Below are 23,883 nucleotides of genomic sequence, written 5' to 3' on the forward strand. Positions count from 1 at the left end.
GGCCTACAGCAGGTCGCGGGGGACCTGCTCGTTCCAGGTACGGGAGAAGACCCGCCGGTCCGCCTCGTACGCGTCGAGGGTCGCGTCGACGAAGAAGTCCGTCTCGTCGCACGTGAGCCGGGTGTGGGTGACCACGGTCGCGTCCCAGTCGTCCCGCCGGAACCGCATGGTCCAGGTGGTCTCGCCGCCGACCGAGGTGAAATCGTCGGCGACCGCCGTGTAGCGCTCGTGGGCGCGGCGGCCGGCCTCCAGGCCGATGTCCTCGAAGCGGACCGTGCCCCGGTCCTTCACGATGTCCAGCTCGGAGTGGTAGCCGATCAGGTCCCGCTTGACCTCCCAGCGCTCCTCCGGGGGCGTCACCTGGGTCATGGCGAGCGGGGGAGCGCCCTCGGGCTCGCCGAAGGGGGACGAGGGCACCTCGTCGGGCTCGTCCACCGGCCGCACCGGCAGGGTGAGCGTGCTGGTGTGTTCGTGGACGCTGAGCAGGGCCGGCTTGGGCGCCGGCCAGGCCAGCGGCCAGTAGGACGTCGACAGGGACAGCCGGATGCGGTGGCCCGGCGGGAACGCCTGCGCCACACCGTTCAGCGGGAGGGTGGCCCGGTAGCGCCGGCCCGGCTCCAGCGGCTCGGGAGATTCGGTGCTGTCACGCCGGGTCAGGTTGAGAATGCCGTACGAGACGCGTGTCGCGGCGCCGTCGGGGCTCACGTCGGACAGCCGCGCGGCCACCAGGGCGACCGGTTCGCTGACCGACAGGTCGAGTTCCACGGTCGGCGAGCCGAGGATCTCCACCGGCTCGGTCAGCGGCTCGGTGTCGAAGACGAGCGAACCGCCGTCCTCCTCCCGCTGGTCGTAGGGCAGGTCCGGCGGCGCGTTGTAGGAGGCCCACTTGCCCGCGAACTGCCCGACCGACAGCGGCGACCGGACGGTCATCGCCTCACCGCCCTCGGGCGCCCGGGCCGCCGCGTCCCGCGGCGGCCCGATCGTGTGCCGGGTGAGCGGGTGCGTGACGGGCCGGATGTGCGGGGACGGCCAGTCCGGCTCGCCCACCCAGCGGCCCGGCCGCTCCTCGTAGGAGGTGGAGGGCGGCACGCTGTCCTGCATCCACGCCCGGAGCATCGGACCGTCCATGACGCCGTTGTTGACGCCCTTGAGCCAGTGGTCCCACCACCGCACGAGCTCCTGGAGGTAGCCGATCGCGGGACCGGGCTCCCCGAGGTGCGGGAACTTGTGCGACCAGGGCCCGATCAGCCCCTTGCGGGGCACGTCCAGGTTGCCGAGCAGCCGCGTCACGGCGTTGGAGTAGCCGTCCGCCCAGCCGCTGGAGGCCAGGACCGGGCAGCGCACGCTGGAGTAGTCCTCGCACACCGAGGCGTGCCGCCAGTAGGCGTCGCGCCGCTGATGGCGCAGCCATGGCAGGACCCAGGGCTCGGTGTTCTCCAGCCGCTCGTGCCACATCTCGCGCCAGCGGTCGCCGACCACGGACGGGTCGGGCGGGCAGGTGCCGTAGGCGAACATGGTGCCCGCCTCGGCGAGGTTGTCCGACAGCAGGGCGCCACCCATGTAGTGCATGTCGTCGGCGTGCCGGTCGTCGGTGAACGAGGCGATGGCGATGGCCTTCAGGCTCGGCGGCCGGCGGGCCGCCACCTGGAGCGCCGCGAACGCGCCCCAGGAGATGCCCATCATGCCCGTGCCGCCGTCACACCAGGGCTGCTCCGCCAGCCAGGCCAGGACCTCCTCGGCGTCCGCCTGCTCCCGTTCCAGGTACTCGTCGCGCAGCACGCCCTCCGAGTCACCGGTGCCGCGCAGGTCGACACGGACGCAGGCGTAGCCGTGCCCGGCGAGGTAGGGGTGGTGGATCGAGTCGCGTACGGCGGTCAGGTCGCGCTTGCGGTACGGGATGTACTCCAGCACCGCCGGCACCGGCTCCTGGTCGGACGAGGTGGGGCGCCAGATGTGCGCGGAGAGCCGGACCCCGTCGGACATCGGGATCGTGACGTGCTCCTCTTCCTTCGTCTCGTACGGCAGGTTGGTCACGTAACGCATGAAAGTGGCGTGCTCCTCACTTGCGCGTGGTTTCGGCCTCGGACGGGGCGTCCTCGAAGGAGAGGCCCAGGGCGGCCACGCAGTGGTCGAACTTCTTCCGCAGATCCGCCTCGTCGGCTCCACCGGTGTAGATGTGCGCCAGTTCGTAGCTGTAACTGTCCTGCCCGGGAAGGTCCGAGAGCCTCTCGCCTGCCCCGGGGATCACCTCGATGCGCACGCCCGGGGTCTCCCGCTCGATGCGGGCGATGTCCTCCGGACTCGGCACCCGGTTCACCACACCGTCGGTGAACCAGCGGTGGTACCACTTCGCGGCCATCGCGTACGAGCCCTCGCGGTGCGGCATGCGCGGGTCCTCGCCGAGGGCGAGGCTGACCATGCAGTGGTGGTTGGGCACGCCGTCGACGTACTGGAACAGCTCCGCGTGCGACTGGGAGTGCCGGGGGTTGATCTCCAGCAGGTTGATCTCCTGGGTCCGCGGGTCGTAGAAGTACTCGATGCTGAAGGTGGCCGAGTCCATCCCGATCTGCCGCATCACCCGCTCGCTGACGTCGTGCAGTTGTGTGATGACCGGCGGCGGCAGCATCGAGGGGTACTGGTGGCGCAGGAAGCAGGGGGAGTCGGGGTACTGGATGGAGTCCAGGACCCCGTAGACGGTCACCTCGCCCCGGTGGACGTAGCCCTCGACGGCGACCTGGACGCCGGACATCGCCTCCTCGGCGAGGCAGACCCGGCCGCCCACGCCGTCCATCTCCGGCGGCAGGTCGATGCGTTCGAGGATGTGCTCGAAGGGGCGGCCGATGCGCGATATGCCCTCGCGGATCTCGGCGACGGCCTTGCGGAACTCCTCATCGTCATCCACTCCGAAGGCGAGTTCGGAGGAGTACGAGAGGGCGGGCTTGAGCCACATGGGGAAGGTCACGTTCTCCGGCGGGCGCGGCGGGTCGGCCGACAGGTCGACCTGGTCGAAGCGCGGGTGCCGGTCGGTGGCCTTCTGCTGCTCCAGCCGGCTCCAGTACTTGTGCTCGCACTTGACCACCGACTCCAGGCTGGTGCTGCGGGTGCCGTAGCGCTCGCTCAGCATCGGGACGAGGGTGCTGACCGGGAAGTCCCAGTAGCCCACGATCGCGTCGATGCTGCCGTCGAACGCGTCGAGCACGCCCTGCGCCTTGTCGAGCAGCGAGGGCAGGTGCACTTCGCCGACCTGGAGTTCCTCGATCGTCAGCAGCTGGTGGAAGCGCAACCCGTCGGCTCCCGGGACCTGCTGGAGCGTGGGCAGATTGGCCTCGTCGAGCCCGATCACGAAGACGTTCTTCACCGTCTCGTCAGACACGGCTCTCCTTCCGACGACGTACGGCCCGAGGGCCGACTTGCAAGATCGTCGGGGTACCCCTCCTACCTGCGGGCATGCCGCTCCGGACACCTCGCCCGTACCGGACGCCGGGGAACATGCCCGTCGCGACCCGGACACCCCCGACCCGCGTGCGCTCGGCTCACACCCCGGTCGGCAAGGACTGTTCCGTCCAGATGGTCTTGCCCGTGGGGGTCTGGCGGGTGCCCCACCGTTCGGCGAGCTGGGCGACGAGCAGCAGGCCCCGTCCGCCCTCGTCGAAGACCCGGGCCCGGCGCAGATGCGGCGCGGTGCTGCTGCCGTCGGACACCTCGCAGATGAGGGTCGCATCGCGGATCAGCCGTAGCTCGATGGGGGCGCCACCGTAGCGGAGCGCGTTGGTGACGAGCTCGCTGACGATCAGTTCGGTGGCGAACTCCGCCTCGGCCAGCCCCCATTCGGCCAGCTGCTCGCCCGTCATCTTGCGGGCCCGGGCCACGGCCGCGGGGTCCGGAGGCAGCTGCCAGGTGCGGACCTTCCCGGCGTCGAGCACGGCCGTGCGCGCCAGCATCAGCACGATGTCGTCGGTGGGCCGGCCGGCCGGCAGGGTGCTCAGCACCCGATCACAGGTCTCCTCCAGCGTGGCGGCGGGGCTGCCCAGGGCCCGGCGGAGCAGGGCGGTGCCGATCTCGATGTCGTGGCCGCCCGCCTCGATCAGACCGTTGGTGTAGAGGGCGAGCAGGCTGTTCTCCTCCAGTTGCACCTCGACGGCCTCGAACGGCAGGCCTCCCAGGCCCAGCGGCGGCCCCGCCGGAACGTCGAGGAAGCGTACGTCGCCGTCCGGTGTGACCAGCGCGGGCGGCGGATGCCCGGCACGGGCCATGGTGCAGCGCCGGGACACCGGGTCGTACACGGCGTACAGGCAGGTGGCGCCGACCTGCCCCGACGCCTCCTCCGACCCGCGCGCCTCCGGGCCCTCCTCCCGGTCGAGGCGGATGACGAGATCGTCCAGCTGGGTGAGCAGTTCGTCGGGGGCGAGATCCACGTCCGCGAGGGTCCGTACGGCGGTCCGCAACCGGCCCATCGTGGCCGACGCGTGGATGCCGTGGCCCACCACGTCGCCCACGACCAGGGCGACGCGGGCACCGGACAGCGGGATGACGTCGAACCAGTCGCCCCCGAGGTCCGCTCCGGCCCCGGTCGGCAGATAGCGGTAGGCGAGGTCCATCGCCGCGAGCCGCGGGAGCCGGTCGGGAAGCAGGCTGCGCTGGAGCGCCAGGGCCGTGCGGCGTTCCCGGGTGAAGCGACGGGCGTTGTCGACGCTCACCGCCGCCCTGGCGACGATGTCCTCCGCGAGCACCAGGTCGTCCTCGCTGAACGGGTCCGGGGTCCGGTGACGCAGAAAGTGCACCAGGCCCAGGGTCACGCCGCGGGCGCGCAGCGGCACCATCATCACGGAGTGGATCAGGTGCCTGGACACGGACTCGGCGCGCCCGGGGGAGGCCGTGAGCCACTCCCGCAGCTCCGGGTCCCCCGGCCGGTGCCGGGCGCCCCGGCCGGCGGTCAGGGTCCGCAGGGGAAGTGCCCCCGCCGGGTATCGGGTCGTGGCGCCCGAGGCCACCACCGACTCCGGGCAGCCCTCCAGCACCGACCGCTGCGCGGTGCGCCGCAGGGTGACCGGCGTGTCGGGCGGCAGCGGTGCCGGCTCGTCGCCCAGGGCGACGGACTCCAGCAGATCCACGGTGACGAAGTCCGCGAACCCCCCGGCGACGGCCACCTCGGCCATCTCCTCGGCGGTCCGGGTCACGTCCAGGGTGCTTCCGATCCGCAGACTGGCCTCGTTGAGCACCGCCAGCCGGCGGCGGGCCCAGTACTGCTCCGTCGTGTCGAACACGGTCGCCGACATACCCAGGACCGCGCCGGTCTCGTCCTTCAGCGGTGACATGAACATCGACCAGGCGTGCGGCCGGATCTCGCCCGGGGCCTTGCCGTGCTCCTCGTGGAAGACCATCTCGCCGGTGCGCAGGACCTCCCGCTGGAGGCGGTCGTAGGCGTCGAAGGGCGGGTTCGGCTCGATCTCCCACAGGGTCAGGCCCTTCATCTCCTCCTCGGACCTGCCCATCACCTCCGTCATGCTCTCGTTGGCCGCCACCAGCCGGGCGTCCCGGTCGTAGACCGCCACCGGCACGGGGAGCCGGGCGAGCGTGAGGTCCCACAGGGGCAGGGGCGCGCGGTCGACCCGCGCGGCCGTGTACGCCGGAACGGTGCCGGTCACGAGCCAGAGCCGCCTGCCCTGCGCGTCCAGCAGCGGCGTCCCCTGCAGCCGGACCACCACCCGGTTGCCGTCCCGGTGCCACAGCGCCACCTCACCGGCCCAGCGCCGCCCCTCGGCCGCGTGCCGCCGCGTGGACTCCGGGAGCCGGGCGGCGAGCAGGTCGCCGACGGGCCTGCCCACGATCTCGGCGGGCTCGTATCCGAGCAGGCGGCGAGCACCGTCGCTCCACACCATGATCGCCCCGTCGGCGTCGACGACCACCGCCAAGTCCTCCGGTACGCGTCCCTCCACGGTGCCTCCGGATGTGCCGCCTCTGCCCGCTCACGATTCCCTGCACCGATTGTCCCGCTACCGACCCGCTGCGGCGCGTCTGCCGTGCGCCACCGCGGTGACCGGCGAAGACGCTCAGCCGACCGCGCGGATCGCCCGCCCGAGCCCCTCGGCGTGCCCCGGGCGAGGCACGCCGCCTGCTCCGGCTCGCCCGCCACGACCGCCTCGATGCGGGGCCCGTGCTCGTCGACGTGGCCCGCCATGTCGGGCAGACGGTCGGGGCCAGGCGCCAGATGGGGGTGGCGCAGAGGCCCGCTCGGGGCCGTCAGACTGCGAGGCCTTCCACCAGCAGGAAGCCGCCGATGACGATCATCAGGACGCCGGAGGCGCGGGTCACCGCCCGGGCCGCGGAGGGCCTGGTCCCCAGGACCGTGCGGGCGAGGATCCCCACGGTGAGGTAGACGACGGCGCAGGCGGTCATGTGCAGCAGGCCGAGCAGGCCGGTCTGGCCGGCGACCGGCCAGACACCCGCGGGGTCGATGAACTGGGGGAACAGGGAGAAGTAGAGCAGCAGGGCCTTGGGGTTCAACCCGCTGGTACCCGCTCCCCTGAGCATGACCCGCACCCGGGAGGAACTCCCGGATCCCGGCCCGGCCCCGGCGGCCGTCAGGGTCACCGGCTGCCGCAGCACCCCCCAGCCGAGCCACACCAGGTAGCCGGATCCGGCCACGGTCAGCGCGGTGAGCAGCGTCCCCGAGCTCGCCACGATCACCACCAGGCCCGCGACCGCGAGCAGGGTGTACCCCGCGTATCCGGCGACCAGCCCGGCGACCGCCGGTACGACCGACCGGTCCCGCAACCCCGCCGTGATCGCGTAGGCCCAGTCCGCGCCGGGGGTGAAGATCAGCAGCAGATCCACCGCCAGGAAGGCCGCCAGCGTGGTCGTGTCCATCGAACGTTCCCTCTCACATGCCGTGGTGCGAGAGGAAGGCTAGGCCGGATATGGCCGAAGGTGTTCCCTTCTTTACTCCTTGATCGCGTGATCTGGGGCAGAATCTTCTCCATGGATGCCCTGGACCGGAAGATTCTTACCGAGCTGCAGCTGGACGGCCGTCTCACCGTGACCGAGCTGGCCGCCCGCGTGAAACTGAGCGTCTCGCCCTGCCACCGCAGACTGCGCGATCTCGAACGCGAGGGCGCGATCCGCGGATATCGCGCGGTGGTGGACCCGGCCGCCGTGGGCCTCACCTTCGAAGCCCTGGTATTCGTCACCCTGCGCTGGGAGGACGCCGACACGGTCTCCGCGTTCGAAGAGGCCGTGGCCGCCGTCCCGCACGTGCTCCAGGCCCAGCGCCTGTTCGGCGACCCCGACTACCTCCTGCGCGTCGCCACCACCGACCTGGGCGCCTTCCAGCAGCTCTACGACCAGCGACTCGCCCGGCTCCCCGGCGTCCAGCGCCTCAACTCCACGCTCGTCATGAAGCACGTCGTCGACGACCGCCCGCTGCCGGAGTGACCGACTCGCACCGGCGATCCGGGAGCCGGAGCAGGAGGCGCGGGCCGGCACGTACCCCGCGCGGAGGATCACCGGCCGCATGTGCGCCACCGGTCGACAACCGGCGCGTTGCGGGGCAGCCGCCACGCCCCCGGAAGGTTTAGCGTGGCCGGGTCCCTTGCGTCAGCCGCTCGGAAACGAGGAAGCAGCACATGCCGTTCATCACCGTGGGCCAGGAGAACTCCACCGCCATCGACCTGTACTACGAGGACCACGGATCCGGGCAGCCGGTCGTCCTCATCCACGGCTTCCCACTCGACGGGCACTCCTGGGAGCGGCAGAGCGCCGTGCTGCTCGCCGCCGGTCACCGCGTGATCACCTATGACCGGCGCGGTTTCGGGCAGTCCGCCCAGCCGACGACCGGCTACGACTACGACACCTTCGCGGCCGACCTGAACACCGTGATGGAGACCCTGGACCTGCGGGACGCCGTTCTCGTCGGGTTCTCGATGGGCACTGGCGAGGTCGCCCGGTACGTGTCCCGGTACGGCTCGGACCGGGTCGCCAAGGTCGCCTTCCTCGCCTCCCTGGAACCCTGCCTGCTCAAGTCCGACGACAACCCGGACGGGGTCGCCCCCAAGGAGTTCTTCGACGGGGTCGTCGCGGCGGTGAAGGCCGACCGCTACGCCTACTACACGGACTTCTACAAGGACTTCTACAACCTCGACGAGAACCTCGGCACCCGCATCAGCGAGGAGGCCGTCCGCAACAGCTGGCACGTCGCCGCGCGCGGAGGATTCTTCGCCGCGTCCGCCGCGCCCGCGACCTGGTACACCGACTTCCGCGCCGACATCCCGGCGATCGACGTGCCCGCGCTGATCCTGCACGGCACCGGCGACCGCATCCTGCCCGTGGAGGGGACCGCGCGCCGGTTCCGCACGGCTCTCCCGGCCGCGGACTACGTGGAGATCGAGGGCGCCCCGCACGGCCTGCTCTGGACCCACGCGGAGGAGGTCAACTCGGCGCTGCTCGCCTTCCTGGCGAAGTGACCGGCTTCTCCCTCCGCTTCCTCCTGGACCGCCCCGGGGCGGCACGCTGACATCCTCGAGGCCGGGTAGCGGCTCCCGCCTGCCGGCCTCGACGATGTCCGGGCAGAAGAACTGCCGTCGCCCTCCGCCTCGACGTGCGGAACTCCACGGCCCGTCCGGCGGCGGGAAGACGGACACGGCGGATCGGGAACGTTCCGCAACACCGGCGCGTTGCCCTTGAGTTCACCCACCTCCGAATCCGCCCGCGCCTGACCTCGCCACGCCCGAATCCGCCCACGCCGCCGACCCAGGGAGCATCGTGCCCGACACCACGCCCGACACGTCCACCGTCCTGCCCGCACTCCCGGCACTGAGCACGCAGGCCGAGCGTCTGATCGAGCTGGGGGTGCACGAGAGGGCCGGGTTGTCCGCCGACGAGATCCGCACCTTCGCCGCCGGGGCCGGGGCCGACGGTGACGGTGCGCTGCTGGCCGTGCGCCCGGACCTGGCCCCCGCCTCCGCCCTGGCGCCGCTGCTCCGCCGCGACGGCAAGCCGGGCTTCGTCGTCGTCGACATGCCGGACATCGACGAGTTCACCCCCTGCGCCGTCGAACTGCCCGACGCCCCGCTCTACGTCGTCACCGGCATCGACCGCGGCGACCACATGGCCAACTGGTCCCCGGACGAGGCGCTGCCCGCCCTCACCGAGTGTGGCCGCACCCCTCTGGTGCTCACCGAGGGCATCCACTGGGTGCTCCAGCAGCCAGAGGCCCTGGAACGCAACCTCTGCTTCATGACCATCGGCTCCCGGCTGCGCAAGCCCAACGGCACCCTGGACGCCCGCACCCCGGCGATCTGGATCAGCAACGGCACCGGCCGGGACGGCCGCGAGCGGCGCAACGCCCCCAAGGTCGGCTGGTGCTGGTGGAACAACCGGCACACCTGGCTGGGCTTCGCCTCCGCGACGGGGCGCCGGGGCTGAGGCCGGGCGCGATGCGAACCGGAGGATGGGCACCACCCGGCTCGCGTCAGCGGGGCGGGGCGCGCCCACGGCGGGCCCTCGGATCCGAAGGGAGGGGGTGCCGGCTCAACCCCCTCCCCGCAGCGCCTGGTGCACGGACCACACCACGGCCACCAGCGGTACGGCCACCACCGCGCCGATCACCCCCGCCGCGACCGCCCCGCCGACCACCGACAGGGCGACCACCACCGGGTGCAGGCGCACGGCCCAGCTCATCACGATGGGGTGCAGGAGGTGGCCCTCGATCTGGCCGATGACCACGATCAGGGCCACCACCGCGAGGGCGATGAGCGGCCCCTTCGACGCCAGCGCGACGACCGCGGCGATCGCAAGAGCGATGGGTGAGCCGATCAAGGGGATGAACGCGGCCAGGAAGTCGAGAAGGGCCAACGGCACCGCGAGCGGCACCCCGAGGGCGAACAGCGCGACGCCCACCAGGACCGCGTTGGTCGCCGCCACCAGCAGGATGCCGTGCGTGTAACCGGTGAAGGTCCGCCAGGCGGCCCCGGCCGCGACCGCGAACCGCTGCCGGGCCCGGCCGGGGAGCTGGTCGCACAGCCACTGCCACTGCTTGTCGCCGGAGTGTGTGAAGAAGACCGCGCAGAACAGGGCCAGCGCGAGCACGGTCAGCACCTCGACCAGCCGGCTGGCACCGCTGAGCGCCGTGCTGATGAGGGTGGAGCGGTGGTCCGACAGGAGCTTGCCGATCCGCGACTGGAGGTCGTCGAACGCGTCCGCGGGGAGCCGGAAGGGCGGTTCCTCCAGCCGCCGCTCGATCCGGTCGATCCCCGCCACGAACTCCTTCTCCAGTCCGGTCCGCTGGTCCGCCACGGTCTCACCCACCAGAGCCAGTGCCCCGAGAACGAGGACGAGGCCACCGATGAGCGCGGCGGCGACCGCGAGCGGCCGGGGCATGTACCGGGCGAGGAGACCGGCCACGGGACGCAGCACCGCGGTGATGACGAGACCGAGGAAGACGGCGACGGCGACCCGGTGGAACTGCCCGAGCAGGGAGAAGGCGACCCGGACGACGATGCCGACCGCGATGAGCCGCCACGCGTACGCGGCCGCGGTCCGCAGCACGCCCGGCACGCGCGCCTCGGCGTCGTTCAGGCGTGGCAGGGCCGAGGCGGGTGGATCGGGGGGCGTGGACATCTCATGCCCGTACCACCTCCCGGCCGCCGGCCCGCCGAGCCGGCCCGCGATTCCCCCGAAGGCGGCTACGGGCCCGGCCGGACGGGCGCCGGATCCGGCCCTGCCGGGATCGTCCGGACCGGTCTCGTCCCGCCGACCGCCGGCGTCCCACCGGCTCCGCCTGGCGCCCGGGGAGACGGCAGGGCGGCCTCGTTCTGCGGGCGGTCTCCTCCGGCGTCGTGGGAGAGGAGCGCCGGGCCGTTGGAGATCTCGTTCTTGACGGTGGCGACCAGGGTCTGGATGCCGGGGCGCTCGACGTCCCACCGTGTTGCGCCTACGGGGGCGGGCGGGGCGGTCCGCGGGGGTTCGCTTCAGTCGGTCTCGCGCTCCAGGACGCGGCGCGCCGCCTCGGCCTCCGCCGCCGGCGGTGACAGCTCGTCGAGGGTGTCGAGCTCGTCGTCCGCCTCCAGCTCCCGCTCCCAGGCACCCGCGAGGCGTTCCTGCTCCTCGCGCGGCCGGGAGCCGACGTCATCGCGGTGCTGCGGGTCCAGGGCTGCCAGGAATCGTCCGACCTGGTCCGTGGGCATACAGGGCTCCTTGTCGTGTGGAGGGGGTGCCACCTGGCCCAGCATGGCCGAACGCCCCGGCGCCCGCCGCTCGGCGCAGCCGAGGGACACCGCGCCGGCCCACCGCTCGCTCGTGCCGCCCGCTGTGCGGCGGTGCGCGGCGGCAGGCCTGGGCCGCAGCGGCGATCTCCTCGGCAGCGCGCGGCGCAGGCGGAGGCCGGTCTCTGCCCGACCACCCCTAGAAGCCGCCTCCGCCTCGGTCGCGACGGCCCGCACGCACGGCGATGACCACGCCGACGAGCAGCAGGAGCAGACCGGCGATGTTCCAGGCCCAGTCGTACGGCGTGACATCCACCCCGTAGCGGATCTGGTGCAAACGCAGCAGTTTGTGGTCGACGATCCCGTCGAACAACTGGAACAGGCCCAGGCCCAGGAACAGGCCCGCCCACGCGGAGGACCGGACCAGGGAACGGCGGCGGCGCAGGTCGGCGTAGAGGAAGAAACCGGCGACCAGGGCCAGCAGCTCGGCACTGTGCAGCAGCCCGTCGGACAGCAGGCCCACGCGGGTGGTGGAACGGTCGTAGAAGTGGTGCCAGCCGAGGAGCTGGTGGAAGACGATCTCGTCGACCGCCGCCATCACGGCCGCCCCGATCAGCGCGCAGACGGCCATCGACCTCCCGGGTTCGGGCCCGACGCCCGGGGAGGTGGTCGGCCGGGCCGCTCTCGTCATGGGCATCGCCTCCTGCCGTGGTGCGGGCCCCCGCCGCCCGTCGTCGCGGACGCGGAGGTGACCTGACGGTGCCACCGGGTACCCGCCCCGACATGCTCAAGCGCGCACTGTGGCAGGGGCTGGTCGCCGGTACCGCCGGAGGTGTCGTGATGACCCTCGGTGAGAAGATCGAGCAGGCCGTCACCGGACGGCCCGACTCCCATGTGCCGGCCCGGGTCCTCCAACGGCTCACCGGCCTGCCCGAACGCCCCGGCGCCCAGCCGCTGCCGGTCAACTGGGCCATGCACTTCGGCCAGGCCGCCCTGCTCGGCGTGCTGCGGTCGGTCATGGCCCAGTCGGGTCTGCGCGGGCCGTTCGCCTCCGCCCAGTTCACCGTGGTCCGCCTCACCAACGACCAGATCCTGGAGAACGCCACCGGGGTGGGCGCCCCGCCGCCCACCTGGCCCCGCGGGGAACTCGTCGTGGACGTCCTGCACAAGACCGTCTACGCGTTCGTCACCGGCGCGGTCGCCGACGCCCTGGCGGCTCGCAACGGCCCCGGGCCCGGACAGCGCCACGCCGCCGCGCGCCCGGGCCGCCACACCGGTGTCGGACCGCTTCCCCGCAGGCACGCGCACGGCAGGTGAGCCCGGGCGACGACACGAGGTGCGGCGTCCCGGGCCCGTGTCACCGGTCGTGGTTCCGCCCCGGACGCGGCTCACCCGTGGAGGTGCCGCGCCAGCCAGTCCGCGGCGGCACGGCGGAACAGCCGCCGGTTGTCCGCACGCAGGAAGTCGTGCCCCTCGTCGCGCAGGGTCAGGAGTTCGGCGTGGACGCCCCGCTCGCGCGCGGCCCGTACGAACTGCTGCGACTCCCCGGGCGGCACATTGGTGTCGTGTTCACCGTGGACGGCGAGCAGCGGGGCGCGCAGCGCGTCGACGCGGTTCATCGGCGACAGGGCACGCAGCAGTTCGCCATCGCGCTCCGGGTGGCCGTACTTGTGCGTCGCCGATTCCGCGATCCAGGGTTCCGTGCCGGCGAAGAAGCTGAGGAAGTCCGACATGCCGCACACCGCGACGCCGGTACGGAAGAGGTCCGGGTGCCACACGAGCGAGGCGAAGGTCAGATAGCCGCCGTACGAACGGCCCATGACCGCCAGCCGCGTCGGATCGGCGGGGCCCGCCATGACCGCGTGGGCCGCGCAGTCCGCGACGTCGTCCAGCGCGGCGAAGCGGCCCGCGCCGAGGTCCGCGTCGACGAACGACCGGCCGTGCCCCGACGATCCGCGCACGTCGGGGGCGAAGACGTCCAGGCCCCTTCCGGCCAGCTCGTGGTAGAGCGGGTTGAACACCGGACGTTCCTGCTCCTCCGGGCCACCGTGCAGGTGGATCACGCAGGGTGCCGGTTCGCCCGGGGAACGTCCCGGCGCCCTGTAGTACCAGCCGCTCAGGGGCAGTCCGTCCCGCGCCGTCAGCCGCAGGGGGACGGGACGTACCGGTGGGTGGCCCGGCGGAACGGCGTCCGCGTCCCGGGCCGACCAGGGGGTGCGGAGCAGGGACACGCCTTCGTGGGCCCACCAGACGCCCGGCCGGCGCTGCGACCCGGACAGGGCGAGCAGCAGCCGCCCGGCACCGGCGGCACTCACGCGCGTGACGACCTCGTGGGGCAGGGCGAGGGGCCTGGCCGGGCCCGTGCTGTCCGCCGTCCGCCCGGTCGGGAAGGTCTCGACGAGTTCCAGCTGGCTCGCGCCCTGCGCGTTCCACGCCAGTGCGGCCGTGCGGCCGTCGTGCGCCAGGGACAGGAGTTCCAGGTCGCTGCCCTCGCGTTCCGCCACGACGGACACCCCGCGCGGCCCTCCGTCGGCGTCCAGAGCGACTTCGAGGAGAGCCGCGTACTCGCGGTCGGCGTTGCTGCGCAGCCACAGCGTCCGGCCCTCGGGTGAGAACCGGCCGATCCACGGGTCGCCGTCGGCCACCGGCATCGCGAAGGTGGCCACCGAGTCGGCGGTGCGCCGCACGACCGCCTCCCGCCGTCCGCGCGGCCCCCGGCGCAGCAGCACGAGTGCGCCGTCGTGGCTGAGGTCACACGCCCGCAGGGAGGCGGCGTGCGTCTCGGTGGTCAGCAGCACGGGGGACGCCAGGCCGTCGGGGTCGATCAGGTAGACCGACAGGCCCCCGTCGGGCCGGGCCGCCGGAGTCCCCGCCGAGAGGCCCGCCGGTGACCCTTCCGCCGCCGCCGGGGCGCTTTCGTGCGCCGACGAGGCGGCGTCGGCCCCGGGAGCCCCGTCGTACACGGCAGCCCCGTCGTACACGGCCGCGCCCAGGAGCCGCACACCTCCGTCCCGGTCCGGCCGGCCGGCCGCCGGGCGGGCCCCGGCGAGCAGGCCGTCCGGCGAGCCGTGGCCGGACAGGGCCAGGCCCGCGAACCCCGGGGACGCGGTGGCCGACGGGGCCGCGACGGTGACGGCGACGGCCGAGCCGTCGTGCGCCCAGCACCCCAGATAGGCGGAACTGGCCGGATCGGCCCCCGCCAGGATGCGGCGGCCGGTGCCGTCGGGCCGGACGCACAGCACCCGTGAGTGCTCACCGCCGCCCGGCGCGGTGGTGTACGCGATCCAGCGTCCGTCCGGTGACCAGGAGACCTCTTTGACGGGGTCGGGCGAGGAGTCGAGCAGACGCACCTCCTCGCCGCCGACGGGACCGGCCCAGAGCTGGGGGACGCCGCCCCGGTCGCAGATGAAGGCCGTCTCGGTGCCGTCGGCGTCGGCGGAGGGGTACCAGCAGCCGTGCGCGCGCAGCCGCGTGACCGCGTCCTGCGGGCCCCCCGCGTCCGGCAGCAGTACCGGAGCGGGGGCGGCCTCCCGGGCGGCGACGGACAGGTCCCCCGCCCGGGTGTCCGGGGGCGGCCCGGGCGGGGGACCGGGCCGCCCGGAGCGCGCGAGCGGGGACGTCGGATCGTACGCCGTCCGCACGCCCTCGCCGTCGGTCATGTGATCCCGTGGGTCTGCAGCCATATCTCCAGCAAAGCGATCTGCCACAGGGCGTTCGCACCCCGCTTGGTCCGGTGCTCGTCGGGCGCCGCGAGCAGCCGGGCCACGTACGGCTCCTGGAACAGGCCGCGCCGTTTCGCCTCGGGTGCCTCGAGCGCCTCCCGTACTCGTTCCAGCACCGGGCCCGCCATATGCGTGATGGCCGGAACCGGGAAGTAGCCCTTGGGACGGTCGACGACCTCCAGGGGGAGGAGCTTGCGGCCCGCCTCCTTCAGCACGCCCTTGCCGCCGTCGGCCAGTTTGGGTTCCGGCGGGCAGGCCGCCGCCAGCTCCACCAGTTCGTGGTCGAGGAACGGCACCCGGGCCTCCAGGCCCCAGGCCATGGTCATGTTGTCGACCCGCTTGACGGGGTCGTCGACCAGCATCACGTGCGTGTCCAGTCGCAGGGCCGCGTCCAGCGCGGTCTCGGCCCCGGGGACCGCCATGTGCTCGCGCACGAAGCGGCCGGAGACGTCGTCCCCGGTCAGCAGGTCCGGACGGAGCATGCCGGCGAGGTCGGCGTGCGGCCGGTCGAAGTAGGTCGCCGCGTACTGCTCGGGTTCGTCCTCGCGCGCTACCCCGGCCAGTTCCGGATACCAGTGGTAACCGGCGAAGACCTCGTCGGCGCCCTGCCCGCTCTGGACGACCTTGACCTCTTGGGACACCTGCTCGGACAGCAGATGGAAGGCGACCACGTCGTGGCTGATCATCGGTTCGCTCATGGCCGCGATCGCACCGTCCAGCGCCGTGGACACCCGGTCGGAGGGAACCATCAGCCGACGGTGGTCGGTGCCGAACTCGCGTGCCACCAGGTCCGAGAACCGGAACTCGTCACCCTGCTGCCCGCCCTCCGACTCGAACCCGACGCTGAACGTCCTCAGGTCGTGCTGGCCCTCGTCGGCGAGCAGCCCGACGATGAGGCTGGAGTCCAGGCCGCCGGAGAGCAGGACACCCACCGGTACGTCGGACACCATGCGGCGGCGCACCGCCGTGCGCAGCGCTTCGAGCACGGCGTCACGCCACTCGTCCGGGCCCATGCCGGCGTGCTCGGGCCGACGCCTGTAGGAGGGCTGCCAGTAGCGGAGGTCGCGGTGGGTGCCGTCCGGCTCGACGACCCGCACGGTGGCCGGAGGGAGCTTGCGCACGCCGTTGAGGATGGTGTGCGGCGCCGGGACCGTCGCGTGCCAGCTCAGGTAGTGGTGCAGGGCCACCGGGTCGAGTGAGGTGTCCACGTCCCCGGCGGCGACGAGGGCGGGCAGTGTCGACGCGAACCGCAGTCGGCCCGGCGTCCGCGCCAGGTACAGGGGTTTGATCCCGAGCCGGTCGCGAGCCAGGACGACCCGGCCGGTCCGGTGCTCGACGACGGCGAAGGCGAACATGCCGTGGAAGTGCTCGACGCAGGCCGTTCCCCACTCCAGGTAGGCGTTGAGCACCACCTCGGTGTCCGAGGTGGACGTGAAGCGGTACCCGAGGCCGCGCAGTTCCTCGCGCAGTTGCGGATAGTTGTACACACAGCCGTTGAAGACACCGGTGACCTGCCCGCGGGCGTCGGTCATCGGCTGGGCCCCCTGGTCCGACAGGTCGATGATCTTCAACCGCCGGTGCCCCAGGGCGACCGCGCCCCGTGTCCAGGTTCCCTCCCCGTCGGGCCCACGGGCGGCGAGCGGGCCGCTCATGCGCTCGACGGCCGTCAGATCGGCCGGGCCGCCGTCGAAGCGGATCTCCCCGCTCAGCCCGCACATGACATCCCGCCTCCCTTCCGTTGACCGGCGGTCACGCGCGGCCGGTGCACCGACGCGCCCCCTCCGGCGAGGACCGGGACGGTTCTGCGAGGCATGACGAAACCCTTTCTGCTCTTCTGCTCAGGACGGGAACCGAGTCGTACCGCTGCGCGGCGGGCGAAGGCGGCGCCCCTTGCCGGGCGCACCGGCGGCGCGGCACGGCGGCCCCGGCGTGATGTGCACCGGTACCTCGGTGGCCGATGGGGCCGGACATCCCCGGACCGGGCCGGAGGCACGCTCCGCGAACCCCTCTCCCCTGTGCGTGCCCATGCTCACGGTCACTCCCAGGGATGCCGGGCGCTGCCCCCGAGGCCCGTCCCGGCACCGGACTGTCGCGGTGCTCTGTGCCGTCTTCTGGGTTCCCCAACCATGAGCGGATAAGCCGGACGCTCACTGTTCGCACCACCGGCCTCAGGAGTGCGCACGCGCGTCGGCGACGACTCGCCCGGTCAGGGCGCCGTCCGGGCACCGTGCCGAGCGGTCAGGGGGTGGTGCTCTCGTCGACGATCAGGTGCATGACCGCGGGGAGACCGCCTTCCGACAGTGCGGCACGCTGCCGGTCGGCGCCGGTGCCGTGGCGCAGCAGCCGGTGGACCAGGGCCGTGACCTGCCGGGTGTCACCGGCCGCGTCGAGCGCGGGAGCCACATGCCGCAGGAGCCGGCACAGCACGTCCCCGGCACGTCGTTCGCCGTCGCTCGGGTCGATCAAGGTGTCGCCGAGACCGTGCCGGGCCGCGTGCCACATGCAGGCGTGCAGCAGTTCGGGCGCGCAGTCCGCGGCGGGCGCCCGGTCGGCGGTCGCTTCCGCGAGGGCGGTCGACACCAGGGCACGGACGACGCCGGCGCACATGACCGCCTCGTCCGCGCGCAGCTGGACGTCCATGCAGCGCACCTCGATCGTGGGGTACCGCTCGGAAAGTCGCGCCTGCCAGTACACCTGGCCGGTGTCCGAGATCAGGCCGCTCTCCACCAGGTGCTGGATCCGCCGCTCGTAGTCCGCGGCGTCGCGGAAGACCGGAGGCACACCGGCCACCGGCCACCGATTGAAGATCATTGTGCGCCAGCTCGCGAACCCGGTGTCGTGACCGTCCCACAGCGGAGAGTTCGCCGACATCGCCGTGAGGACCGGCAGCCACAGCCGGACACGGTTCAGGATCTCGACACCCGCCTCCCGGCTGGGCACGCCGACGTGCACGTGCATGCCGTTGACCAGTTGTTCTGCCACGAGCTGCGGTGCCTGCGCGACCATGGCCCGGTAGCGGGCGCGGTCGGTGACCGCCACGGGGCGCCCGTCGCGCAGCGGTGGCGTCGCACAGGCCGACATCCGGCACCCGTGCTCCTCGGCCGCCGCCCCGACCGCGTGCCGAAGGCGCAGCAGGTGCCCACCGACCTCGTCGAGTGTGTCGCACACCGGCGTCACCACCTCGACCTGCGCCTGAAGCAGTTCGGACTGCACCTCCTGCTCGCCCACGCACCGGGCCTGGCCGGCCGCCATACAGACCTTCTCCGCCTGTGGTGCCGGGAACCCCGATATGGTGTCGACCAGCAGGTACTCCTCTTCCACGCCGACCGTCGTCATCGACCGCCCTCTGCTTCCTCGCGGCCGCGCACGGCTCGCGATCCTCCGACGCCCGACGCGGTGCGGATCGCCTCGGCGAGGCGCCCGCCCTGGGGCTGACACCGAGTGCCGCAACCGCTTCATCACAAACCCCTCACGGTTGAGGAGGTACGGCGCCGATGGCGCGAAGCCGAGGCCGGGTTCTGCACCCGGGGGCGTGCGGGCGACACGTAGGAGATGTCGAGATCCGGGCTCTGGTGCGGACGCAGCGGCAAGGGGCGCGGACCCGCCGGAGCGGACGGGCGCGGGACGGCGAGCCCCGTGCTAGCCTCGGCTGTTTGCATCGTCGGGTGCTCCGTCCGGTGCCCCTGGCTGGTGACCGGGTCCCGGCCGCGCCCTCCTCGGTACGGTCTCTTCCGAGGAAGGCTTTCTGTGAGCAGTGAATCAGCACGTGTCGACGTCCGGCGGCAGGACGATGCGGCCGAGGTGGCAGACGCCGCTTCGGGGCTGCCCGCGGTGACGTCCTTCGCGCGGCTGGGGCTGCCGGCCGCGGTTCTGCGGGCGCTCGACGAGCACGGTGTGACGGTGCCCTTCCCCATCCAGGCGGCGGCGCTGCCGAACGCGCTCGCGGGACGGGACGTCCTGGGCCGGGGCCGTACCGGGTCCGGCAAGACGCTCGCCTTCGGTCTGGGGATGCTCGTCCGGACGGCAGGGCGGCGCGCGCAGCCCAAAGAGCCGCTGGCGCTCGTGCTGGTGCCCACCCGGGAGCTGGCGCAGCAGGTCGGTGAGGCGCTCACCCCGTACGCCGAGGCACTGCGGCTGCGGCTCACGACCGTGGTGGGCGGTGTGTCCATCGGACGGCAGGCCGCCGCGCTGCGGGACGGTGCCGAGATCGTCATCGCCACGCCCGGCCGGCTGCACGACCTCATCGAGCGCAGGGACTGCCGACTGGGCCGGGTGCGCATCACGGTCCTGGACGAGGCCGACCAGATGTGCGACCTGGGGTTCCTGCCGCAGGTCACCGAGATCCTGGACCAGGTGCGTCCGGACGGGCAGCGGATGCTGTTCTCCGCCACCCTCGACCGCGACGTCGACGAGCTCGTGCAGCGCTACCTGCGTGATCCGGCCGTCCACTCCGTCGACCCCTCGTCGAGCGCCGGGTCCGCGATCGAGCACCACGTCTTCGTCGTGCACGGCCCGGACCGATACGCGGTGACCACGGAGATCGCCGCCCGTGACGGCCGCGTCCTGCTGTTCCTGGACTCCAAGCACGGCGTCGACCAGCTCACACGGCATCTGCGGGCCAACGGTGTGGCCGCCGCAGCCCTGCACAGCGGCAAGTCCCAGCCGCAGCGCACCCGCACCCTCGCCCAGTTCAGGAACGGGCAGGTCACCTCGCTGGTGGCGACGAACGTCGCCGCACGCGGCCTGCACGTCGACGACCTCGATCTCGTGGTCAACGTCGACCCGGCCACCGACCCCAAGGACTACCTTCACCGCGCGGGCCGCACGGCTCGGGCCGGCCGCTCCGGCACCGTCGTCACCCTCGCCCTGTCGGGACAGCGCCGCGAGACGAGCCAGGTCATGACGGACGCCGGTGTTGCTCCCAAGGTCACCAAAGTGCGCTCCGGCGAGGCGGAGTTGAGCCGCATCACCGGCGCCAGGGCCCCCTCGGGAGAGCCTCTCGACGGCGGGCCGGCCGCATCCCGCCCCAAGAACCACAACGCCCCGTTCCGCGGCCTGGGCAGCGCCAAGGACCCGAAGAGCGGCTCCGGCGGCAGGCCGTCGCGCAAGAGCAGCGAGGCCCGCAAGCTCGCGGAGGCCCGCAAGGCGGCCCGGGTGCGGCGCGGCGGCTGAGCCGGGCTTCGCGGACCTGCCGCCGACCGACTTCGGCGAGCGGGGCTCGGCCTTCCGCCGAGCCCCGCCACGCCGGCTCCCTACGGAGCCTGCAACGCGGTCCGGCCCCTACGGAACCGGACCATGTCACGCCGTCAGCGCCGCAGTGTCAGCAGCCCCGGCCGGTAGGGCCAGTGGCCGTACTCGCCGCCGGAGTTGGGGTTGCGTCCCTGATAGAGGAACTGGAGGTTGCAGGGATCGACGGTGAAGGTCTGGTCGGCGCTGGTGCGGATCAGTTCGCCATGGCTGATGTCGTTGGTCCAGGTGGCGCCGCTGTTGGCCTTGCCGGCGAAGGGGTTGCTCTCGGTCGCGGCCTGGGGTGTCCATGAGCCGTTCAGGCTGGTGGCCGTGAACGAGCGGAAGTAGCGGCCCTGCGAGCCGATCGCCTCGACGATCATGAGGTAGCGGTTCTGGCCCTGGAGCTTGTAGACCTGCGGGGCTTCGAACAGGTTGTTCGTCGTATCGCTCATGATCGTTGTGTAGTTCGAGCCGAAACTGCTCGGGAAGTTCCCGATCGGCATGCTGGCCCGGTAGATCTTGCCGTTGTCACCGGCGAAGAACAGGTACATGTTCTGGCCGTCAGCGATGAGCGTCTGGTCGATGGGCCCTGTTCTGGAGCCGGAGATGCTTCCGGAGAAGAGCACCTTCTGTGCTGACCAGCCATTGGGGTTGGTGGGGTCGCTCGACGTCCGGTAGGAGAAGGCGCTCCCACCGCCCCACTGGTAGGCGAGCACCCAGATGTTCTTCGGCGCGAAGTAGAAGAGCGTGGGCGCCACGACAGAGTTCGACATCGTGTTCTGGCTGGCCGAGGCCATCTCCGGCCAGTTGCTGAACAGGCCGAAGTTCATCGAACCCCAGCCCACACCCGTTCCCGCGGCGCCGTGCGTCGTCGCATAGACGAGATGCTTGCCGTTGTAGGGGGCGACGGTGAAGTCCTTGAGCGAGGCCCACCCGGCCTTGGGCTGCGCCAGTGCGCCCGTCGATGTCCAGCGGTACGTCGACGGAAGATCGCACGTGCCGGGGTTGTCGCCGCCGACCTTGACGAGCTGCCACTGCTGGTTGGCACCGCCCCAGTCGTCGTACTGGACGATGTTCGCGTTGTCGGCGGTGGAGGCGCCCTGCACTTCGAGGGCCTTGTTGCTGTGGCGCGAGATGAGTCTCACGTAGCCGTCCGAGCTGTCGGCCAGCCGCCACTGCTGGTTGGTGCTGTCGAGGTCTGCCCACTGGACGATCGAGCCGCCGTTCGCCGTGGACCAGTTGTAGACGTCCAGCACCTTGCCCGAGTGGCGGGACTTGATGCGGAAGTAGCCGCCCCCGGAATCGACGAACTGCCACTGCTGCTGGGCCTGATCGTTCCTGGCCCACTGGGTGATGCGGGCGCCGTCGCCGGTCGCCATGTTGTAGACATCCAGGGCCTTGCCGCTGTTGCGGTTGACCAGCACATACGAGGCGTTGGGGTCCACGGTCGCCGCGCCGGCGGGCTGGGCGCCGAGGAAGGTGGCCACGAGCAGCAAGGGCGCAAGGACGGCGAGTAAGCGTTTCAGACGGACCGGGGACGGAGGGCTGAACCACATCGGAGAGGGCCTCCTTTGGGGGGTGGGGTGAGGTGACCCGATGAACCGCGGAGCGGAGCTGCCGGGGACATGGAAATCTCGAAACTTTCGATGAATTCCCGAATACTCAGACGCCACAAGGTAGGAATGCCGGGCCCGCCGGTCAAGGCCTGTCACCGATCTGTCCACAAACAGCGTCTCGCCCCACCCGGTGGCAGCCGCCATCGGCGACGCCCCGGCTGATGGTTCGGCCCCCCGGATGCTGCGAATGTTTCGATTGGAGAATCGAAACTTGTTCTGCGGGGAGTATTGACGAGTCATCGTCAACGCCTCAATCATCCTGACTGAGGCGCCGACCTTGGTTCGAGATGTCGAACCACCTGTGCTGCACGGCAGATCTACGCACAGCCGCACGACCCGATCCGCGCACCAAGAGCACCCAGCACCCTGCGCCACCCCGTCACGTACCGGTGAGGTTCGCACCAGCGCATCCTGGCTCTTCGCGCAGCCGGAGAGGTGCGCGACGCCGTGTGGCGGTCCCCCTGGCCGAGCCGCGATGGAGTGCCCCCATGCCTGTGTCGAAACACCGCCGCGCCCCGCCGTACGCCACCCGACGACCGACCGGGTGCCGTCCGTGGGGGCGGACGACGCATTCCCCTGCGCTTCAGTCCTTCCGTGACACCTACCTTGGAGGCACAGCCATGGGCTCGTATGCCCTTCCCGGACCCGTCGTCCGCCGGAGAATCCGCGGCCTGCTGCTGACGCCGGTCGTCGGCGTCCTCGCCGCGGTCACCGCACTGGTGACGCCGCCGCCCGCACACGCCGCCGAGAACACGCTCGGCGCCGCGGCGGCGCAGAGCGGCCGCTACTTCGGCACCGCCATCGCCTCGGGCAGGCTGGGCGATTCGGCGTACACGACGATCGCGAACCGCGAGTTCAACTCGGTGACGGCCGAGAACGAGATGAAGATCGACGCCACCGAACCACAGCGGGGCCAGTTCAACTTCACCGCCGCTGACCGCGTCTACAACTGGGCGGTGCAGAACGGCAAGCAGGTGCGCGGCCACACCCTGGCCTGGCACTCCCAGCAGCCCGGCTGGATGCAGAGCCTCAACGGCAGCGCGCTGCGCCAGGCGATGATCGGCCACATCAACGGCGTGATGGCCCACTACAAGGGCAAGATCACCCAGTGGGACGTCGTGAACGAGGCCTTCGAGGACGGCAATTCGGGAGCCCGACGCAACTCCAACCTGCAACGCACCGGCAACGACTGGATCGAGGTCGCGTTCCGCACCGCACGCGCCGCCGATCCGGCCGCCAAGCTCTGCTACAACGACTACAACGTCGAGAACTGGACCTGGGCAAAAACCCAGGCCATGTACCGCATGGTCCGAGACTTCAAGCAGCGCGGCGTGCCGATCGACTGCGTCGGCTTCCAGTCGCACTTCAACAGCGGCAGCCCCTACAACAGCAACTTCCGCACCACCCTGCAGAGCTTCGCCGCCCTCGGCGTCGACGTGGCCATCACCGAGCTCGACATCCAGGGCGCCTCGCCCACGACCTACGCCAACGTGACCAACGACTGCCTGGCCGTCCCGCGCTGCCTCGGCATCACCGTCTGGGGTGTGCGCGACAGCGACTCCTGGCGACGGGAGCACACGCCGCTGCTGTTCAACGACAACGGCAGCAAGAAGCCCGCCTACACCGCCGTCCTCAACGCACTCAACGGCGGCTCGACCACGCCCCCTCCGGACGGCGGGCCGATCAAGGGCGTCGGTTCGGGCCGCTGCCTGGACGTGCCCGGCACCAGCACCACCGACGGCACCCAGCTCCAGCTGTGGGACTGCAACAACGGCACCAATCAGCGGTGGACGCACACCGCCGCCGGCGAGCTCAGGGTCTACGGCAACAAGTGCCTGGACGCCGCCGGCACCGGCAACGGCGCCAAGGTTCAGATCTACAACTGCTGGGGCGGCGACAACCAGAAATGGCGCCTCAACTCCGACGGATCCATCGTGGGCGTCCAGTCCGGCCTCTGCCTCGACGCCGTCGGAGCCGGCACCGCCAACGGCACCCTGATCCAGCTCTACTCCTGCTCGAACGGCGCCAACCAACGCTGGACCCGCACCTGATGGGGCCCGTCGCAGACGAAAGGGCGAATCGATGAAGACCTGTAGTGCGGATTCCCCCGCTCCGGTG

At 71.9% G+C, this 23,883-nt stretch carries 17 protein-coding genes; 6 read left to right on the forward strand and 11 right to left on the reverse strand.

Going from position 1 to position 23,883, the window contains the following annotated elements; all coding sequences use genetic code 11:
* Nucleotides 1–3 precede the first annotated feature (3 nt).
* From QNO09_RS16660 to QNO09_RS16675, 4 genes are all read right to left on the reverse strand, one after another.
* Nucleotides 4–2,043, reverse strand: a complete 2,040-nt coding sequence (locus tag QNO09_RS16660) for a CocE/NonD family hydrolase (protein WP_283970961.1) — start codon at nucleotides 2,041–2,043, stop codon at nucleotides 4–6.
* Nucleotides 2,044–2,059: 16 nt separating this feature from the next.
* Entirely contained in the window at nucleotides 2,060–3,373 is a 1,314-nt protein-coding gene (locus QNO09_RS16665; RefSeq protein ID WP_283970962.1) for an ATP-grasp domain-containing protein, read from the reverse strand.
* Nucleotides 3,374–3,533: 160 nt separating this feature from the next.
* Nucleotides 3,534–5,936, reverse strand: a complete 2,403-nt coding sequence (locus tag QNO09_RS16670; RefSeq protein ID WP_283970963.1) for a SpoIIE family protein phosphatase — start codon at nucleotides 5,934–5,936, stop codon at nucleotides 3,534–3,536.
* Nucleotides 5,937–6,240: 304 nt separating this feature from the next.
* On the reverse strand, nucleotides 6,241–6,867 hold the full coding sequence (locus QNO09_RS16675) for a LysE family translocator (RefSeq protein ID WP_283970964.1): 627 nt from the start codon (nucleotides 6,865–6,867) through the stop codon (nucleotides 6,241–6,243).
* Nucleotides 6,868–6,978: 111 nt separating this feature from the next.
* On the opposite strand from QNO09_RS16675, the gene QNO09_RS16680 reads away from it, so the two are divergent.
* The 3 genes from QNO09_RS16680 to QNO09_RS16690 all read left to right on the forward strand — a co-directional run bounded on the left by QNO09_RS16680 (nucleotide 6,979) and on the right by QNO09_RS16690 (nucleotide 9,420).
* Nucleotides 6,979–7,431, forward strand: coding sequence for an Lrp/AsnC family transcriptional regulator (locus tag QNO09_RS16680; protein ID WP_283970965.1), 453 nt, complete (start codon nucleotides 6,979–6,981; stop codon nucleotides 7,429–7,431).
* A 191-nt stretch (nucleotides 7,432–7,622) separates the two neighbouring features.
* Complete coding sequence (locus QNO09_RS16685) at nucleotides 7,623–8,459, forward strand: alpha/beta fold hydrolase (RefSeq protein WP_283970966.1); 837 nt, start codon at nucleotides 7,623–7,625, stop codon at nucleotides 8,457–8,459.
* Nucleotides 8,460–8,757: 298 nt separating this feature from the next.
* Nucleotides 8,758–9,420 (forward strand): DUF5701 family protein, encoded by a 663-nt coding sequence (locus QNO09_RS16690; protein WP_283970967.1) that lies wholly within the window; start codon nucleotides 8,758–8,760, stop codon nucleotides 9,418–9,420.
* Between the two features lie 105 nt (nucleotides 9,421–9,525).
* Here QNO09_RS16690 and QNO09_RS16695 read toward each other — a convergent pair whose 3' ends face one another.
* The 3 genes from QNO09_RS16695 to QNO09_RS16710 form a co-directional block, all read right to left on the reverse strand.
* Complete coding sequence (locus tag QNO09_RS16695) at nucleotides 9,526–10,614, reverse strand: AI-2E family transporter (protein ID WP_283970968.1); 1,089 nt, start codon at nucleotides 10,612–10,614, stop codon at nucleotides 9,526–9,528.
* A gap of 350 nt (nucleotides 10,615–10,964) precedes the next feature.
* A complete protein-coding gene (locus QNO09_RS16705) occupies nucleotides 10,965–11,180 on the reverse strand; it encodes a hypothetical protein (RefSeq protein ID WP_283970969.1) in 216 nt (71 codons plus the stop codon).
* Between the two features lie 217 nt (nucleotides 11,181–11,397).
* Entirely contained in the window at nucleotides 11,398–11,889 is a 492-nt protein-coding gene (locus tag QNO09_RS16710; RefSeq protein WP_283970970.1) for a DUF2243 domain-containing protein, read from the reverse strand.
* A 92-nt stretch (nucleotides 11,890–11,981) separates the two neighbouring features.
* Between QNO09_RS16710 and QNO09_RS16715 the strand changes: the two genes are divergently transcribed.
* A complete protein-coding gene (locus QNO09_RS16715; protein WP_283970971.1) occupies nucleotides 11,982–12,515 on the forward strand; it encodes a hypothetical protein in 534 nt (177 codons plus the stop codon).
* 71 nt (nucleotides 12,516–12,586) lie between these two features.
* Here the strand turns inward: QNO09_RS16715 and QNO09_RS16720 are convergent, their stop codons facing one another.
* The 3 genes from QNO09_RS16720 to QNO09_RS16730 form a co-directional block, all read right to left on the reverse strand.
* Nucleotides 12,587–14,857: a S9 family peptidase gene (locus tag QNO09_RS16720; protein WP_502962306.1), complete on the reverse strand. Its 2,271-nt coding sequence runs from the start codon at nucleotides 14,855–14,857 to the stop codon at nucleotides 12,587–12,589.
* Nucleotides 14,854–16,638 carry an N-acetylglutaminylglutamine amidotransferase gene (locus tag QNO09_RS16725; RefSeq protein WP_283970973.1) on the reverse strand — a complete coding sequence of 595 codons (1,785 nt, stop codon included), beginning with the start codon at nucleotides 16,636–16,638 and terminating at the stop codon, nucleotides 14,854–14,856. The genes QNO09_RS16720 and QNO09_RS16725 overlap by 4 nt, the downstream gene beginning before the upstream one ends.
* Nucleotides 16,639–17,158: 520 nt before the next feature.
* Nucleotides 17,159–18,256 (reverse strand): carboxylate-amine ligase, encoded by a 1,098-nt coding sequence (locus tag QNO09_RS16730; RefSeq protein ID WP_283970974.1) that lies wholly within the window; start codon nucleotides 18,254–18,256, stop codon nucleotides 17,159–17,161.
* A 465-nt stretch (nucleotides 18,257–18,721) separates the two neighbouring features.
* Between QNO09_RS16730 and QNO09_RS16735 the strand changes: the two genes are divergently transcribed.
* Nucleotides 18,722–20,092 (forward strand): DEAD/DEAH box helicase, encoded by a 1,371-nt coding sequence (locus QNO09_RS16735; RefSeq protein ID WP_283971017.1) that lies wholly within the window; start codon nucleotides 18,722–18,724, stop codon nucleotides 20,090–20,092.
* A 134-nt stretch (nucleotides 20,093–20,226) separates the two neighbouring features.
* Here QNO09_RS16735 and QNO09_RS16740 read toward each other — a convergent pair whose 3' ends face one another.
* Nucleotides 20,227–21,705 carry a non-reducing end alpha-L-arabinofuranosidase family hydrolase gene (locus tag QNO09_RS16740; protein WP_283970975.1) on the reverse strand — a complete coding sequence of 493 codons (1,479 nt, stop codon included), beginning with the start codon at nucleotides 21,703–21,705 and terminating at the stop codon, nucleotides 20,227–20,229.
* A 680-nt stretch (nucleotides 21,706–22,385) separates the two neighbouring features.
* Between QNO09_RS16740 and QNO09_RS16745 the strand changes: the two genes are divergently transcribed.
* Nucleotides 22,386–23,816, forward strand: a complete 1,431-nt coding sequence (locus QNO09_RS16745; protein WP_283970976.1) for an endo-1,4-beta-xylanase — start codon at nucleotides 22,386–22,388, stop codon at nucleotides 23,814–23,816.
* Nucleotides 23,817–23,883: the final 67 nt, after the last annotated feature.

The organism is Streptomyces sp. 378, from assembly GCF_030124145.1.
GTDB lineage: Bacteria > Actinomycetota > Actinomycetes > Streptomycetales > Streptomycetaceae > Streptomyces.

Bases quoted from the DNA above. Each gene is read 5' to 3' on its own strand.
- QNO09_RS16725 (WP_283970973.1), bottom strand. From the start codon at position 16,638: ATGTGCGGGCTGAGCGGGGAGATCCGCTTCGACGGCGGCCCGGCCGAT.
- QNO09_RS16705 (WP_283970969.1), bottom strand. From the start codon at position 11,180: ATGCCCACGGACCAGGTCGGACGATTCCTGGCAGCCCTGGACCCGCAG.
- QNO09_RS16680 (WP_283970965.1), top strand. From the start codon at position 6,979: ATGGATGCCCTGGACCGGAAGATTCTTACCGAGCTGCAGCTGGACGGC.
- QNO09_RS16660 (WP_283970961.1), bottom strand. From the start codon at position 2,043: ATGCGTTACGTGACCAACCTGCCGTACGAGACGAAGGAAGAGGAGCAC.
- QNO09_RS16695 (WP_283970968.1), bottom strand. From the start codon at position 10,614: ATGTCCACGCCCCCCGATCCACCCGCCTCGGCCCTGCCACGCCTGAAC.
- QNO09_RS16710 (WP_283970970.1), bottom strand. From the start codon at position 11,889: ATGACGAGAGCGGCCCGGCCGACCACCTCCCCGGGCGTCGGGCCCGAA.
- QNO09_RS16720 (WP_502962306.1), bottom strand. From the start codon at position 14,857: ATGACCGACGGCGAGGGCGTGCGGACGGCGTACGATCCGACGTCCCCG.
- QNO09_RS16715 (WP_283970971.1), top strand. From the start codon at position 11,982: ATGCTCAAGCGCGCACTGTGGCAGGGGCTGGTCGCCGGTACCGCCGGA.
- QNO09_RS16740 (WP_283970975.1), bottom strand. From the start codon at position 21,705: ATGTGGTTCAGCCCTCCGTCCCCGGTCCGTCTGAAACGCTTACTCGCC.
- QNO09_RS16745 (WP_283970976.1), top strand. From the start codon at position 22,386: ATGGGCTCGTATGCCCTTCCCGGACCCGTCGTCCGCCGGAGAATCCGC.
- QNO09_RS16685 (WP_283970966.1), top strand. From the start codon at position 7,623: ATGCCGTTCATCACCGTGGGCCAGGAGAACTCCACCGCCATCGACCTG.
- QNO09_RS16730 (WP_283970974.1), bottom strand. From the start codon at position 18,256: ATGACGACGGTCGGCGTGGAAGAGGAGTACCTGCTGGTCGACACCATA.
- QNO09_RS16675 (WP_283970964.1), bottom strand. From the start codon at position 6,867: ATGGACACGACCACGCTGGCGGCCTTCCTGGCGGTGGATCTGCTGCTG.